The following is a 14,378-nucleotide window of genomic DNA, read 5'->3' on the forward strand; positions in this document are numbered from 1 at the left end:
GGGTGGCTGTCCGGGTAAGTCCCGTGGGGGTGGGCGTCCGGGTAAGTCCCGTGCGGGGTGGGCGTCTGGGTAAGTCCCGTGCGGGGTGGCTGTCCGGGTAAGTCCCGTGCGGAGTGGCCGTCTGGGCAAGTCCCGTGCGGGGTGGCTGTCCGGCTAAGCCCCGTGCGGGTTGGGCGTCCGGCTAAGCCCTGTGCGGGGTGGGCGCCCGGGCAAGCCCCGTGCGGAGTGGCCGTCCGGGCAAGCCCCGTGCGGAGTGGCCGTCCGGGCAAGCCCCGTGCGGGGTGGCTGTCCGGCTAAGCCCCGTGGGGGTTGGCCTCCCTGCCCTCCGTGTTCAGGAGGACCACCATGGCGTGCGGGCCGACGGCCAGGTCCTCTCGGCGGGCCGGGGCCGCCGCCCCCGTGAGGGCGGCCCTCACACCGGCCAGGGCGGCCGCGCCGCACGGTCCCGACGACACCCCGAGCACCCCCAGGTCCAGGGCCGCCGCCAAGGCGTCCGCGTCGGTCACCGTCAGCGCCGCGTCCAGGCCCTGCCGCAGCACCGGCCAGGCGAGCCGCGACACCGTGCCGCAGTTCAGCCCCGCCATCACCGTCTCCTCGGTGGTCACCGGCAGCGGCTCACCCCGTACCAGGCTCGCGAGCGCGGGCGCGGCCGCCGTCGGTTCCACGGCGAGCAGCGCGGGGCCCCGGCCGTCCCGGCTCCGGTAGTGGGTGACGGCGGCCTGGGCCAGCGACCCCACTCCCACGGGCACGGCCACGAGGTGAGGCGATCCGGCACCGGCGGCGGCCAGTTGGGCGTCGACCTCGGCGAAGAGCGTGGAGTACCCCTCCACGATCCACGCGGGCACCTCCTCGTACCCCTCCCACGCCGTGTCCTGCACCAGGACCGAACCCGCCGCCCGCACCGCGTCCGCAGCCGCCCGCACCGCCTGGTCGTAGCTCCCCCGGACCCGTGTCACTCGCGCGCCCTCGCCCTCGATCGCGGCCGCGGCGCCGGGATGCACCCCGTGCGACACGAACACATGGGCCCGCTGCCCGAGCCGCCGCGCGATCCGGGCCACCGCGCGGCCGTGGTTGCCGTCGGTCGCGGTGACCAGTTCCAGCGGGGCCCCGGACGGCTGCCGCGCGAGGACCCGGTGCACCGCCCAGTACGCCCCGAGCGCCTTGAACGCGGGCAGGCCGAGACGCGCCGACTCGTCCTTGACGAAGACGCGCCCGACTCCCAACTCCGCTGCCAGGGACGGCGCTTCCGTCAGGGGTGTGGGCGCGTACTCGGGCAGCGAGTTGTGGAAGGCGCGGACCTCGGCGGGCGGGGGCGGGCAACGCCACTCCCGGGCGGCGGGGCGCGCGTGCCAGGAGGGCGCGGGGGAAGAAGCGTCTGGGCGTGATCCGGAGGGGCGGGGTGCGGCGGTGTCGGTCATGGGGCAACCCTGCGTCCCGCCGCACCCTTCGGTCCAGCCCATGATTCCGGCTCAGCTCAAGGAGTCCAGCGCCGCCAGGATGTCCGACGGCTCGGCCCGCACCGCGTAGTCGCTCGCCACGAACGCCCAGCGGATCACGCCGTCGCGGTCGATCACATACGTCGCGGGCAGCGGCAGCGTCCGGTCGTGGCCGTCGTTCACGCGCCGCAGTTCGAAGCCCAGCTCGTCGTACAGCGCCCCCAGCTCCTCGCCCAGGTCGAACGCGATGCCGTACCGCTCGGCGACGTCGGAGCCGATGTCGCTGAGGACGTCGAAGGCGAGCTCCTCCTTCTGTGTCAGGGACAGCGACTCGTCAGGGACCTGCGGCGAGACGGCGAGCAGGCGTGCGCCGCGTGCGGTGATCGCCTCGTGGTGTGCCTGGAGGGCGCGCAGGGCGAGGTTGCAGAAGGGGCACCACGCGCCCCGGTAGAAGGTGAGGACGACGGGACCGTCGGTGAGCAGGGCGGACAGCGACACCTGGCGGCCCGTGGCGGAGCCGAGCGTGAAGTCCGGCGCGCGGTCGCCGACACCGGCGGCGCGCTCCACGATGCCGGACGCGGCAAGCGCCGCGGCGTTGCGGTCCATCGTCTCCATCCGGTCGGCGGACAGCCTGACGTGCCGGTTGTCGTGCACGAAGCGGAGCTCGTCGCGAAGCGTCATGGGCGGGACCGTCCTTGTCTTTGCGGAAGTGTGGTCCGGTGCGGGGGGTTGGTCGGGGGTTGGCCTACGTATCTTGGAACGGCCGTTTCAGGATGAGGGTAGGCTGGCGGGGCGTCAAGAGGTAACTTGGAACGGCCAGTTCAGGAACGTACGAGGGCGGAGAGGGCGGCGGCACCGTGCCCGACATCAAGCACTTCGACCCCGACGAGGCCCTCGAACGCGCCGAGCGCCTCTTCTGGCGACACGGCGCCGCCACCACGTCCATCCAGGCCGTCGCCGCCGAGACCGGGCTCAACCGCTCCAGCCTGTACGCGACGTTCGGCGGCAAGCGGCAACTGCACCTCGCCGCGCTGCGCCGCTATGTGCGGCTGCGGTCCGTGCCCGCCTGCGCGGCGCTCGCCGACGACACCCGCGGGCTGCCCGCCGTACGGGACTTCTTCGCCGGTCTGATCGAGGCGCGGTGCGAGGGGGAGTACGCCCGGTGGGGCTGCATGCTCGTCAACGCGTACGCGGGTGAGGAGGGGGCGGACCCGGAGGTCCGCGCCGTCCTGGACGAACACCACCGGCGCCTGCGGGACGCGTTCCGCACCGCCCTGGAGACCGCCCGCGACCGGGGCCGGCTCGCGGCGGGAGTGACCCCGGCGGACGGCGCGGAGGTGCTGGTGCTGCTCGCGTACGGGGTGAACGTGCGGTCGCGGGCGGGGGCCGGGGCGGGTGAGCTGCACCGCACGGTGGCTGCGGCGCTGGCGGGACTGGCGCCCGAGGCACCCGCTGACTGACCCGGGTCGACCCCGCGCCGCCCCCGCACTGACCTGTGCCGGCCCGGGCTGCCCCGCGCCGTCCCCGGGCTGCCCGCGCCGCCCCGCGTGGCGTCTTGAGGTGCCCCTCAGGTGCCCTCCATCACCGGACCGCGCCACTCCGGCGCATCCCAACGCCATCTTGACGCTTTCTTGACGCCTCCCCGGGCCCCGGGATGCTAGGTGGGCGCCAAACCACCTCCGGCGGAAAAGCCGCAGCTCGCGGCAGCTTCGCGTGGGCGTGCGCCAGCGGTGCGCTCCCCTCCGTACCTCTGATGGCACCATGCGTGTGCCAACGAAGCTTGCGTTGGTGCCACGGTGATGCCATGCTGGCATCACCAACGGCGAGGGCCCGCTGAAAGCGAGGGCCGAGCCGGTGGAACGTACGACGACCGACGTGCTCGCTGACTCCAGCGGGCCCCGCCACAGTCAGAACAGGACGGCCATGCCTACTTTCGACACCCCCGAGCCCATCTCCGCTGTCGTCGAGTTCGACATGGGCACCGCCCGCATCGCCGCGAGCAAGCGGCTCGACACCGTCGTCACGGTGACGCCGTCGAACGGGTCCGAGCAGGCCGACGTGAAGGCGGCCGAGCAGATCGAGGTCACCTGCAACGGCGGCACGCTGCTCGTCAAGGGCGCCAAGAAGCGGTCGCTCTTCGGCGGCAAGTCCGGTTCGGTCGACGTCACGGTCGAGCTGCCCGCCGGGTCGGACGTCCGGGCCCTGACGGCCGCGGGCTCCCTCACCGCCGAAGGTCGCCTCGGCGACTGCCGCCTCGAGACCGCGTCCGGGAACATCCGGGCGACGGAGGCCGATGCGGCCTTCCTCAAGACGAGCTACGGCGACGTGGCGCTCGACCGGGCCACGGGCGACGTGGAGGCCGAGGCGGCAGGCCGGATCCAGCTCGGTGACATCGCGGGCGCCGCCACCGTCAGGAACTTCAAGGGCGACACCACCATCCGCGAGGTCACCGGCGAACTGCGCGCCACCGCCGCGTGCGGCGCCGTCTCCGTCGGCGTCGCGCACGGCGCGGTCGACATCACGGCGGACAGCGGCACGATCAAGGTCGACGAGGTGACCCGGGGCATGATCACCCTGGAGACGTCCGACGGCAGCGTCGAGGTCGGCATCCGCAGGACCAGCGTCGCCCAGCTCGAAGTCAAGTCCCACGCGGGTACGGTGCACAACTCGATCGACACCGCCGAGGCCCCCGGCCCGGACGCCGAGTCCGTCACCGTCCGCGCCCGCACCGGCGTCGGCGACATCGTGATCCGCCGCAACGCCTGACGCGGGGCGCCCGACAGCGCGTACGCCGCACGGCACGAACGCCCGACGCGCGGCGCCCGACACCGCACGGCCCCCGGGACCCCCGGGGGCAAACCCCTGATCACCCGTACCACCAAGGAATTCCCCGTACCACCAAGGAATGAGGAGGCGGCGGCACGATGACTGCCACCACCGTTGAGACCGCTCCGCCGCAGGGCATCACCGCTCAGGGGCTGCGCAAGGCGTACGGCGAGAAGGTGGTGCTCGACGGCATCGACCTGGACGTCGCCCCGGGCACGATCTTCGCCCTCCTCGGCCCCAACGGCGCCGGCAAGACCACCACCGTCCAGATCCTCTCCACCCTCATCACCGCCGACGAAGGACGGGCCCTGGTCGCGGGCCGCTCCCTGGAACACGACGCGGACGCCGTACGGTCCGCCATCGGCGTCACCGGGCAGTTCGCCGCGGTGGACGACCTGCTCACCGCGGAGGAGAACATGCTCCTCATCGCGGACCTGCTCCACCTCGACCGGGCCGAGGGCAGGCGCCGCGCCGCCGAGCTCCTCGCCCGCTTCGACCTCGCCGACGTGGCCAAGAAGAGCGCGTCGGCGTTCTCCGGGGGCATGCGCCGCAAGCTCGACCTGGCGATGACCCTGGTCGGCGACCCCGACGTCATCTTCCTCGACGAGCCGACGACCGGCCTCGACCCGCGCAGCCGCCGCACGATGTGGGAGCTCATCCGCGATCTGGTCGCGGGCGGCACGACCATCTTCCTGACGACGCAGTACCTCGAAGAGGCCGACCAACTGGCCGACCGCATAGCGGTCCTCGACGGCGGCAGGATCGTCGCCGAGGGCACGGCGGACGAGCTCAAGCGACTCATCCCCGGCGGCCACATCAGGGTGTGCTTCAACGACATCGGGCAGCTCGAGGCCGCCGTGGACCGCCTCGCGCTCTCCACGGTCGTCCGCGACGACGAGACGCTGAGCCTGCAGGTCCCGAGCGACGGCAGCATCGCCGCCCTGCGCTCGGTGCTCGACGTGCTCGAGGGCGCGGGCATCCACGCCGAGACGCTCACCGTGCACACCCCCGACCTCGACGACGTCTTCCTGACCCTGACCGGCCGGGACCACACGGCCCACGCCCCGGACGCCTACAGCGCGGCAGCGCTGAACCCGGCGCTGAACCCACCGCTGAAACCCGCGGAGAACGCCGCCCGCCCCCCAGCGAAGGAGGCCCGGCGATGAGCGCCGACTCGTACGCCGTGCGCGACTCGATGACGATGCTGCGCCGCAACCTCAAGCACGCCCGGCGCTATCCGTCGATGACGATCTCCGTCATCGCCATGCCCCTGCTGATGCTGCTCCTGTTCGTGTACGTCTTCGGCGGCGCGCTCGGCGGTGGCATCGACATCCCCGGTGCCACCGGCGGCGGTGACCGGGGCGACTACACCAACTACGTCACGCCCGGCATCCTGTTGATGGCCGTGACATCGGCTGCCATCTCCACGGCCGTGTCGGTCTGCTCCGACATGACCGAGGGCATCATCAACCGCTTCCGCACCATGGCGATCTCCCGGTCCTCCGTGCTCGTGGGTCATGTGGTCGGCAACGTCATACGGACCCTGATCAGCCTGTCCCTGGTCATCGTCGTCGCCCTCGCGGTGGGCTTCCGGCCGGACGCGGGCGCGGTGGAGTGGCTGGCCGCGCTCGGCATCCTGGTCGCCCTGGCCTTCGCCCTCGCCTGGATCTCGGCGGCGATGGGCCTCGGCTCGCAGAGCGTGGAGACCGCCTCCAACGCACCGATGCCGCTGACGTTCCTGCCCTTCCTGGGCTCCGCGGTGGTCACCCCCGACACGATGCCGGACGGCCTGCGCTGGTTCGCCGAGTACCAGCCCTTCACCCCGATCAACGAGACCCTGCGCGGCCTGCTCCTCGGCACCGAGATCGGCAACGACGCCTGGATCTCCCTGGCCTGGCTCCTCGGCCTCTCCGCCGTCGGCTACTTCTGGGCCAAGGCGTCCTTCGCCAGGACGGTCAAGCGCTAGCGGGTTTCCCACGGCCGTGCCGGGGGGATCACATACCGACGTGGCGTAGCGCACTTTTGCAAGCGGGTGCTTGCAATAGTTAGCGAGATGGGTGCACCATCGACCCATGGCATCGCTCAACGTCGGCAATCTCGGGGAGTATCTGCGCGAGCAGCGGCGCACCGCGCAGCTTTCGCTCAGGCAGCTCGCCGATGCCGCCGGGGTGTCCAATCCGTATCTGAGCCAGATCGAGCGCGGGCTGCGCAAGCCGAGCGCCGAGGTGCTGCAACAGGTGGCCAAGGCGCTGAGGATCTCGGCCGAGACGTTGTACGTCCGGGCGGGGATCCTCGACGAGAAGGAGCGGGACGAGCTTGAGACGCGCGCCGTCATCCTCGCCGACCCCTCCATCAACGAGCGGCAGAAGCAAGTGCTGTTGCAGATCTACGAGTCGTTCCGCAAGGAGAACGGCTTCGTGACCTCGGCGGACGCGGACGGCACCGACCAGAACGCGGACGGTACCGACCACGCTGAGGGTACCGATCAGGACGCGGACGGCACCGACCAGGACGCGTCGGGGGACGACGGCGTCCGGGCCGACGGCAGTGACGACGAAGCGCCACCCACACGCAAGCAATCCGCGGGCAAGCCGCCCCAGGGCAAGCCGTCCTAGGGCGAGCGGTCCGCAAGCCGAAGCGAATCCGGGAGGACCATTCGCCATGCCCATCACCGACGACGTGCGCAAGACGTTCACCGACCCCAAGCCCCTCTACTTCTTCGCAGGCGGCGCCGACCTCGCGTACCAGCAGGCCAAGAAGGTGCCCAGCCTCATCGAGCAGATCGCCGCCGAGGCCCCCGCGCGCATCGACGCCGTCCGCAACACCGACCCCAAGGAAGTCCAGGACAAGGCCGCGGCCCGCGCCAAGGAGGCCCGTGAGGTCATCCAGGCCAAGGTCGGCGAGCTCTTCGGCTCCCTGGACACGGACCTGAAGAAGCTCGGCGAAGGCGCCCAGGACCTGGCCCTGCGCAGCGTCGGCGTCGCCGTCGAGTACGCGGTCCAGGCGCGGGAGAAGTACGACCAGGTCGCCGAGCACGGTGAGCAGACCGTGCGCTCCTGGCGCGGCGAGGCCTCCGAGGGCCTGACCGACCTGGCCGTCACGGTGGAACCGGAGGAGTCCGCGGACTCGAAGACCACCGCCGGCGCCGCCTCGTCCGGCACGGGCTCGGCGTCCTCCGGCACGGGCGCGTCCAGCAAGGGCGCCTCCGCCACGGCCACGGACAAGCCCGCCGCCAAGAAGACCACCACCACGACGGCCAAGAAGCCCGCCGCCAAGAAGACCTCGTCGTCGGCGTCGTCGTCGGCGCCGTCTTCCCCGTCGTCCTCGTCGTCCTCGACGTCGTCCACGACGGCGAAGAAGACCACGCCGCCCGCCAAGTAGGCGAAGCAGACGACAGGGCTCCGTTTCACCGGGCCGGGCACTCGCGGAGTGCCCGGCCCGTTGTCAGGGTAAGCGGGTACGGTGACGGTGACTCCGTACGTCGCGTAGGGATACGCCGAGACTGGTGGTGGACGTTGTGCTGATGCAGGGGTTCGCGAACCTCATGTGGCTGCTGTCGCTGGCCCTGATCGTGTTCAGCGGCTTCGCGCTCCTCGATGCCGCCATCAGGCGGGAGGACGCCTATCGCGCGGCGGACAAGAAGACCAAGCCGTTCTGGCTGATCATCCTCGGGCTCGCCTTCGTGGTGAACCTGCTCTTCCCGATCCTGTCGTTCCTGCCGATCATCGGCCTCATCGCGACGATCGTGTACATGGTCGACGTGCGGCCCGCGCTGCGCCAGATCACCGGCGGGGGCGGCGGCCGCCGCGGTTCGAGCAGCGACGGTCCTTACGGTCCCTACAACGGCGGGCGCTGAGCCGGGAGACAGCGGCGGGCGCTGCGCCGCGAGCCGGATCGGGCGCCGAGCCGCGGGCTCGGGGCGGGGGCGCGGAACCGGGCGCCAGTGCGTCCGGTCGTACGGGGCCGGGCATCCGGTCGTACGGAGCCGGGCGTCCGGTCGTACGGAGCCGGGCGTCCGGTCGTACGGAGCCGGGCGTCGGCGCGCCCGGTCGATCGGGACCGTCCGACAGGCCCTAGCGCGTCCGGTCGAGCAGCAGTACCGCCACGTCGTCCGTCAGATCCCCGCCGTTGAGGTCCCGGGCCTCGTTCACCGCGGCCTCAAGGAGTTCCTCGCCGCCGAGGCCCGCCGCGATCTGGCGGCGGACCATCTCCACCATGCCGTCCTGCCCGAGCCGCTGGTTGCCCTGACCGATCCGGCCCTCGATCAGGCCGTCCGTGTACAGCATCAGGCTCCAACTGCCGCCGAGTTCCAGTTGGCGGCGCGGCCACCGGGCGCGCGGCAGCAGGCCGAGCGCCGGGCCGCCGTTGTCGTACGGGAGCAGCTCCGCGGGCCGGCCGGGCCGGGCTATCAGCGGTGACGGGTGCCCGGCGAGGCACAGTCCCGCCCTGCGTCCGTCCGGCGCGATGTCCACCGTGCACAGGGTCGCGAAGATCTCCTCGTCGGCGCGCTCGTGCTCCAGGACCTGCTGGAGGGTGGAGAGCAGTTCGTCGCCGCAGAGCCCCGCGAAGGTCAGCGCGCGCCAGGCGATGCGCAGCTCGACTCCGAGCGCCGCCTCGTCGGGGCCGTGCCCGCAGACATCGCCGATCATCACGTGCACCGAGCCGTCGGGCGTGCGCACCGTGTCGTAGAAGTCGCCGCCGAGCAGCGCGCGGGAGCGGCCCGGGCGGTAGCGGGCGGCGAAGCGCAGCGGGGAACCGTCGAGCAGCGGCGTGGGCAGCAGTCCGCGCTCCAGGCGGGCGTTCTCCTGCGCGCGCAGCCGCGACTCGGAGAGCTGGCGCTGCGCGACGTCGGCGCGCTTGCGCTCCACCGCGTACCGGATGGCGCGGCTCAACAGGCGGCCGTCGAGCTCCTCGCGCAGCAGGTAGTCCTGGGCGCCGACCCCCACGGCCTGGGCACCGGTCTCGGCGTCGCCGGACGCGGTGAGCGCGAGCACGGCGTGGCGGGGTGCGAGGCGCAGCACATGCCGGAGCACGGCGAGCTCATCGGGTTCGGTGCCGCCGCGGTCGGTGCCCTCGGGCCCGTTCGCGGCGGCCCGCCCCGGCAGGGCCAGGTCGAGCAGGATGCAGTGCACGTCGTCCGTGAGCAGCCGTTCGGCCTCGGTGAGGTTGCGGGCGGTGCGGATACGGATCGGCTTGCCCGCGGAGTCCAGGAGCTCGGGAAGCCGCAGGGATCCGGTCGGGTCGTCCTCGATGACGAGCAGGGTGAGGGAGGTGCCGTTGCCGGTTCCATTTTTACCGGTTCCGCTGCCCGCGGGGTCGCCGTCGCCTTCGCGGCCGCCTTCGGCGGTGCTGTGGCCTGCGGTGCTGTGGCCTGCGGTGCTGTGGCCGACGGTGCCGCGGTCCGCGGGCCCGTCGCCCGCGGTGGAGTCGTGGTCCGCGGGGCCGGCGCCGTCGGCTGCCGGGGTGGTCTTAACCTGACCGCCTTCCGCGGCCGGGATCGCTCTCTGCCGCGGTATGGGTACGGGCATCGTTGGGTTCCTTCCCTCCCCCCGAGGGCATGGTGGAGCGACGGTCGCACGCACCACCAGACGGGGACCATAGCGGTAGCCGGGGCTCGCGGGGAATGGCGCCCGGCACGCGGCTGACGGCATATGCCGCATCCTGGACGGCATTTGGAACGAACTCGGTCCGCTTGTGATGACGAACGTCACGTCCGGTGGGTCGAGCGGGGGCCGTGGCGTGCGGCACGGGTCACAGTCCGGCGCCCTGCGCGGGGGGAGACGGCCGGGCCGCTACTTGTCCGGCCGCACCACGCCGAGTATCTCCATCGAGCCCGCTCCCGCGACCGTCACGTTCCGCCCGGGGCGGGGGGCGTGCACGATGGCGCCGTCGCCCACATAGAGCCCGACGTGGCTGGCGTCCTTGTGGTAGATGATCAGGTCGCCCGGGCGCATGTTCTTCACGTCGACGTGGGGGAGCTGCTTCCACTGCTCCTGCGAGGTGCGCGGGATGCCCTTGCCCGCGGCCGCCCAGGCCTGTGACGTGAGCCCCGAGCAGTCGAAGGACTTCGGGCCCTCGGCGCCCCATACGTACGGCTTGCCGATCTGCGCGGTGGCGTAGGCGATGGCCTTCTTGCCCGGCGACGTCGCATCGCCCTTCGCGTCCTTGAGTATGCCGGTGTCCACCCAGGCCGACTGCCGCTCCAGGGCGGCCTCCTCCTCCAGCTTCCGCAGCCGCTCGCGCTCCTTCTTCTCCAGGCGCGACTCCAGCTTCTCGGCGGCGGCGATCTTCTTCTTGACCTTCTTCTTCGCCTCCGCCTTGGCCTTGCGGTTGGCCTCCAGGCGCTTCCACTGGGCGGAGGCGTCCTTGGCGTACGTCGTCAAGTCCTCCTGCGTCCGGGACATCTCCGTCAGCATGGACTTCGTCGCGTGCTGCCCCTGGCGCAGTCGGCCCGCGCCGTCGAGGAAGCGGCTCGGGCTGTCGCTGAGCAGCAGCTTGGCCTCGTCCGGCACTCCGCCGCCGCGATACTGCGCGCGGGCCGCTGCGCCCGCGCGGGCCTTGAGCTTCTCCAGCCTCGCCTGTCCCTTGTCGATGGACCGGGCGAGCCTGACGATCTCCTGCGACTGCTTCTCGGCCTTCTCCTCCGCGGCGTTGTACGCGTCCGTGGCCGTGCCCGCCTCGCGGTAGAGCCTGTCGATCTCCTTGCGGACCTGTTCGAGGGATCTCTTCGTGGGCGGAAGCGGCTCGGCGGGACTGGCGAACGCCGTGCCCGGTGCGGCGAGCACCGCGGCAGCGCACGCGCAGATCAGTGCCACGGCCGTCGTCGTCGAGTGCCTCTTGCCGGTCACGCCCGCCACCCCCAAAGCTGATTTACCGTCAGTAACCTCTCGGCGTTTTCGGGATGGTGCCACGTCGGCGCCGATTGCGACAGAGCCACGCGGTAACTCCGATTACCCGCCTGCCTCGTGTGACGAGCCGAACGCGGAGATCGTTCCATCGGCGGACCCGGAGATCACCCCTACGGGACGCGGAGATCGTTCCCGCGAGGTGGGCGGACCGCTCGGAGCGTGCGGACCGCCCGGAGGGGGAGCCGACGCTCAGCGCGTGCGGGCCGCTCAGCGCGTGCGCGCCGTTCAGCGCGTGTGGGCCGTTCAGCGCGTGTGGGCTGTTCAGCGCGTGTGGGCTGTTCAGCGCGTGTGGACCGTTCAGCGCGTGTGGGCTGTTCAGCGCGTGTGGACCGTTCACCGCGTGTGGGCCGCTCGGCACGTGCGGGCCGCTCACCGCCTGCGGACTGTTCAGACCCCGCGCGGCGCCAACGCCCCCCACCGCACCGTCACTTCCCCCTGTCGCCACCGCGCCCCGCGGTCCACCACCGGCCAGTCCGCCGTCAGGTCCCGCACCGCCCGCGCCCACCGCTGCCGCGCCCCGTACGCCGCGTACGGGGCCGCCGCCGCCCACGCCCGGTCGAAGTCCCGCAGGAACGCGTGCACCGGCTCGCCCGGCACATTGCGGTGGATGAGCGCCTTCGGCAGCCGCTCCGCGAGGTCGGACGGGCGCTCCAGGGAGGCGAGGCGGGCCGCGAACGTCACCGTGCGCGGGCCCTCGGGGCCGAGCGCGACCCACACGTGCCGTCGTCCGATCTCATCGCAGGTTCCCTCGACGAGCAGCCCGCCCGGCGCGAGCCGCGCGCACAGCCGCTCCCAGACGGCGGCGACCTGGTCCTCGTCGTACTGGCGCAGCACGTTCGCCGCGCGGATCAACTGCGGGCGCGCGGCAAGGGGCACCTCGAAGCCGCCGTGCCGGAAGGTGAGCCCCTCGCGCTCGTAGGGCCGGGCCGCCGCCACCCGCTCCGGGTCGATCTCGATGCCCGTCACGCACGCGCGCGGGGCGACCGTGCGCAGCCGGAGCAGCAGTTCGACGGCGGTCCAGGGGGCCGCGCCGTAGCCGAGGTCGACGGCGAGCGGCGCGTCGGCCCCGCGCAGCGCGGCGCCGTGGGAGGCGGCGATCCAGCGGTCCATGCGGCGCAACCGGTTGGGATTCGTGGTTCCGCGCGTGACCGTTCCCACGGGGCGGAGGGGCGGGCGGGGCGCGCGGGCGGACATGGGGCAAGCGTAAGCAAGGGAATGGGTTGAGAATGACTAGGTAATGCTTTGGCAAAGAGGAAATGGAGCTGACTCTTCCGGCGTTGCTCCCCCAGGAGGCGCGCTCCCGGCCTCCCTCTCGTCGTGCCCGCCGCCAAGGCCAAGGAGGACCGCCACGTGAGCCACTACGTGACCAGGCTCGGGCGTCGCTCCCCATCCGCTACCGCCCGGATCAGGCTGCCCGGCTCGTCGCGGCGCCCCCGCCGGGTGGCCATGCTCAGCGTGCACACCTCGCCGCTGCACCAGCCCGGCACCGGTGACGCGGGCGGCATGAACGTCTACATCGTGGAGCTGGCCAAGCGCCTGGCCGCCCTCAACATCGAGGTCGAGGTCTTCACCCGCGCCACCACCGGAACGCTGCCGCCGACCGTGGAGCTCGCGCCTGGCGTCCTCGTGCGCCATGTCGACGCGGGCCCCTACGAAGGCCTCGCCAAGGAGGAGCTGCCGGCCCAGTTGTGCGCGTTCACGCACGGCGTGATGCAGGCCTGGGCGGGTCACCGGCCCGGCTACTACGACCTGGTCCACTCCCACTACTGGCTCAGCGGCCACGTCGGCTGGCTGGCCGCCGAGCGCTGGGGCGCCCCCCTCGTGCACGCCATGCACACCATGGCCAAGGTCAAGAACGCCGCGCTCGCCGCGGGCGACACCCCTGAGCCCGCCGCCCGCGTCATCGGCGAGACCCAGATCGTGCGCGCCGCCGACCGGCTCATCGCCAACACCTCCGAAGAGGCCGACGAACTCGTCCGCCACTACGAGGCCGACCCCGGCAAGGTCGCCGTCGTCCACCCCGGTGTGAACCTGGACCGCTTCCGCCCGGCCGACGGCCGCGCCGCCGCCCGCCATCGCCTCGGGCTGCCGCAGGACGCCCTGATTCCGCTCTTCGCGGGTCGCATCCAGCCCCTGAAGGCCCCCGACGTGCTGCTGCGCGCGGTGGGCAGGCTGCTCGACGAGCGGCCCGCACTGCGCTCGCGGATCGTCGTGCCGATCGTCGGCGGGCCGAGCGGCAGTGGCCTCGCCAAGCCCGAGGGGCTGCAGAAGCTGGCCGCTCGCCTGGGGATCGCGGACGTCGTCCGCTTCCAGCCGCCCGTCGGGCAGGAGCAGCTCGCCGACTGGTTCCGGGCCGCGTCCGTGCTCGTGATGCCCTCCTACAGCGAGTCCTTCGGCCTGGTGGCCATCGAGGCGCAGGCCGCGGGCACGCCGGTGCTCGCCGCGGCGGTGGGGGGACTGCCCGTCGCCGTGCGCGACGGCGAGACCGGATTCCTGATCTCCGGTCACGAACCCGCCAACTACGCGCGCGTGCTGGGTGAATTCGCCGACCGTCCACAGCTTGTGGACCACATGGGCGCGGCGGCCGCGCGGCACGCGCAGTCCTTCGGCTGGGGGACCGCGGCGTCCGCCACGGCCGACGTGTACTCCGCCGCCGTGCACGATCACCGCCGTCACGTACGCTCGCACCATGGCTGACGTTGCTGGCGGGGCGCCCTGTGCCGTGATCGAGCGGGCTCTGGATGAGGCCGAGCTCGAATGGGAGTCCCCCGAACCCGGCTCCTACGTGGTGAAGCTGCCCGGTACGCGCAAGCTCTCCACGACCCTCTCGCTGCGCGTGGGCAACCACTCGCTGTCCCTGAACGCCTTCGTGATCCGGCACCCCGACGAGAACCACGAAGCCGTGCACCGCTGGCTCCTGGAGCGCAACCTGCGTCTGTACGGCGTCGGTTACGCGATCGACTCCCTCGGAGACGTGTACCTCACCGGCAAGCTGCCGCTCACCGCCGTCACCCCCGACGAACTCGACCGCCTCCTCGGCTCCGTCCTCGAAGCGGCGGACGGCTCCTTCAACACCCTCCTGGAACTCGGTTTCGCCTCGGCGATCCGCAAGGAGTACGAGTGGCGTGTGGCGCGCGGCGAGTCCACCCGCAACTTGGATGCGTTCACCCACCTGACCCAGCCTCGGTAGTTCGTTTCCTTGCGGCGC

Annotated in this window: 14 protein-coding genes; 9 read left to right on the forward strand and 5 right to left on the reverse strand. The window is 72.3% G+C overall.

The window, feature by feature from the left end; genetic code table 11:
* Positions 1-293 precede the first annotated feature (293 nt).
* Together IG78_RS0130650 and IG78_RS0130655 are read right to left on the reverse strand one after the other, a co-directional pair.
* The gene (locus IG78_RS0130650; RefSeq protein WP_031129476.1) at positions 294-1,418 is read right to left on the reverse strand and encodes a pyridoxal-phosphate dependent enzyme; all 1,125 of its coding nucleotides are present in this window, start codon (positions 1,416-1,418) and stop codon (positions 294-296) included.
* 51 nt (positions 1,419-1,469) lie between these two features.
* On the reverse strand, positions 1,470-2,117 hold the full coding sequence (locus IG78_RS0130655; RefSeq protein WP_030569071.1) for a peroxiredoxin-like family protein: 648 nt from the start codon (positions 2,115-2,117) through the stop codon (positions 1,470-1,472).
* 176 nt (positions 2,118-2,293) lie between these two features.
* Here IG78_RS0130655 and IG78_RS0130660 point away from each other — a divergent pair, with 176 nt between their 5' ends.
* From IG78_RS0130660 to IG78_RS0130690, 7 genes are all read left to right on the forward strand, one after another.
* Positions 2,294-2,896: a TetR/AcrR family transcriptional regulator gene (locus IG78_RS0130660; RefSeq protein ID WP_030569073.1), complete on the forward strand. Its 603-nt coding sequence runs from the start codon at positions 2,294-2,296 to the stop codon at positions 2,894-2,896.
* Between the two features lie 463 nt (positions 2,897-3,359).
* Complete coding sequence (locus tag IG78_RS0130665) at positions 3,360-4,202, forward strand: DUF4097 family beta strand repeat-containing protein (RefSeq protein WP_030569076.1); 843 nt, start codon at positions 3,360-3,362, stop codon at positions 4,200-4,202.
* Between the two features lie 158 nt (positions 4,203-4,360).
* A complete protein-coding gene (locus IG78_RS0130670; RefSeq protein ID WP_078965718.1) occupies positions 4,361-5,428 on the forward strand; it encodes an ATP-binding cassette domain-containing protein in 1,068 nt (355 codons plus the stop codon).
* Complete coding sequence (locus IG78_RS0130675) at positions 5,425-6,228, forward strand: ABC transporter permease (protein WP_030569081.1); 804 nt, start codon at positions 5,425-5,427, stop codon at positions 6,226-6,228. Before IG78_RS0130670 ends, IG78_RS0130675 begins: the two co-directional genes overlap by 4 nt.
* 106 nt (positions 6,229-6,334) lie before the next feature.
* Positions 6,335-6,877, forward strand: a complete 543-nt coding sequence (locus IG78_RS44375) for a helix-turn-helix domain-containing protein (RefSeq protein WP_051853067.1) — start codon at positions 6,335-6,337, stop codon at positions 6,875-6,877.
* Between the two features lie 46 nt (positions 6,878-6,923).
* Entirely contained in the window at positions 6,924-7,643 is a 720-nt protein-coding gene (locus IG78_RS0130685) for a hypothetical protein (protein ID WP_030569087.1), read from the forward strand.
* Positions 7,644-7,767: 124 nt separating this feature from the next.
* Positions 7,768-8,118, forward strand: coding sequence for a DUF2516 family protein (locus IG78_RS0130690; RefSeq protein ID WP_225882285.1), 351 nt, complete (start codon positions 7,768-7,770; stop codon positions 8,116-8,118).
* 217 nt (positions 8,119-8,335) lie between these two features.
* Here the strand turns inward: IG78_RS0130690 and IG78_RS0130695 are convergent, their stop codons facing one another.
* The 3 genes from IG78_RS0130695 to IG78_RS0130705 form a co-directional block, all read right to left on the reverse strand.
* Positions 8,336-9,790, reverse strand: a complete 1,455-nt coding sequence (locus IG78_RS0130695; protein ID WP_030569092.1) for a PP2C family protein-serine/threonine phosphatase — start codon at positions 9,788-9,790, stop codon at positions 8,336-8,338.
* 264 nt (positions 9,791-10,054) lie between these two features.
* Positions 10,055-11,119: a C40 family peptidase gene (locus IG78_RS0130700; RefSeq protein WP_030569094.1), complete on the reverse strand. Its 1,065-nt coding sequence runs from the start codon at positions 11,117-11,119 to the stop codon at positions 10,055-10,057.
* Positions 11,120-11,557: 438 nt separating this feature from the next.
* On the reverse strand, positions 11,558-12,364 hold the full coding sequence (locus tag IG78_RS0130705; protein WP_030569098.1) for a class I SAM-dependent methyltransferase: 807 nt from the start codon (positions 12,362-12,364) through the stop codon (positions 11,558-11,560).
* 156 nt (positions 12,365-12,520) lie between these two features.
* Between IG78_RS0130705 and mshA the strand changes: the two genes are divergently transcribed.
* Together mshA and IG78_RS0130715 are read left to right on the forward strand one after the other, a co-directional pair.
* Complete coding sequence (gene mshA, locus IG78_RS0130710; RefSeq protein ID WP_030569101.1) at positions 12,521-13,867, forward strand: D-inositol-3-phosphate glycosyltransferase; 1,347 nt, start codon at positions 12,521-12,523, stop codon at positions 13,865-13,867.
* On the forward strand, positions 13,860-14,360 hold the full coding sequence (locus IG78_RS0130715; protein WP_030569104.1) for a type III secretion system chaperone family protein: 501 nt from the start codon (positions 13,860-13,862) through the stop codon (positions 14,358-14,360). The genes mshA and IG78_RS0130715 overlap by 8 nt, the downstream gene beginning before the upstream one ends.
* Positions 14,361-14,378: the final 18 nt, after the last annotated feature.

The sequence above is a fragment of the Streptomyces aureocirculatus genome, assembly GCF_000720475.1.
GTDB lineage: Bacteria > Actinomycetota > Actinomycetes > Streptomycetales > Streptomycetaceae > Streptomyces > Streptomyces aureocirculatus.

What these genes read in the sequence shown, in the direction of transcription:
- IG78_RS0130655 (WP_030569071.1), bottom strand. Translation starts at nt 2,117, where the DNA reads ATGACGCTTCGCGACGAGCTCCGCTTCGTGCACGACAACCGGCACGTC.
- IG78_RS0130685 (WP_030569087.1), top strand. Translation starts at nt 6,924, where the DNA reads ATGCCCATCACCGACGACGTGCGCAAGACGTTCACCGACCCCAAGCCC.
- IG78_RS0130705 (WP_030569098.1), bottom strand. Translation starts at nt 12,364, where the DNA reads ATGTCCGCCCGCGCGCCCCGCCCGCCCCTCCGCCCCGTGGGAACGGTC.
- IG78_RS0130650 (WP_031129476.1), bottom strand. Translation starts at nt 1,418, where the DNA reads ATGACCGACACCGCCGCACCCCGCCCCTCCGGATCACGCCCAGACGCT.
- IG78_RS44375 (WP_051853067.1), top strand. Translation starts at nt 6,335, where the DNA reads ATGGCATCGCTCAACGTCGGCAATCTCGGGGAGTATCTGCGCGAGCAG.
- IG78_RS0130665 (WP_030569076.1), top strand. Translation starts at nt 3,360, where the DNA reads ATGCCTACTTTCGACACCCCCGAGCCCATCTCCGCTGTCGTCGAGTTC.
- IG78_RS0130670 (WP_078965718.1), top strand. Translation starts at nt 4,361, where the DNA reads ATGACTGCCACCACCGTTGAGACCGCTCCGCCGCAGGGCATCACCGCT.
- IG78_RS0130715 (WP_030569104.1), top strand. Translation starts at nt 13,860, where the DNA reads ATGGCTGACGTTGCTGGCGGGGCGCCCTGTGCCGTGATCGAGCGGGCT.
- IG78_RS0130695 (WP_030569092.1), bottom strand. Translation starts at nt 9,790, where the DNA reads ATGCCCGTACCCATACCGCGGCAGAGAGCGATCCCGGCCGCGGAAGGC.
- IG78_RS0130675 (WP_030569081.1), top strand. Translation starts at nt 5,425, where the DNA reads ATGAGCGCCGACTCGTACGCCGTGCGCGACTCGATGACGATGCTGCGC.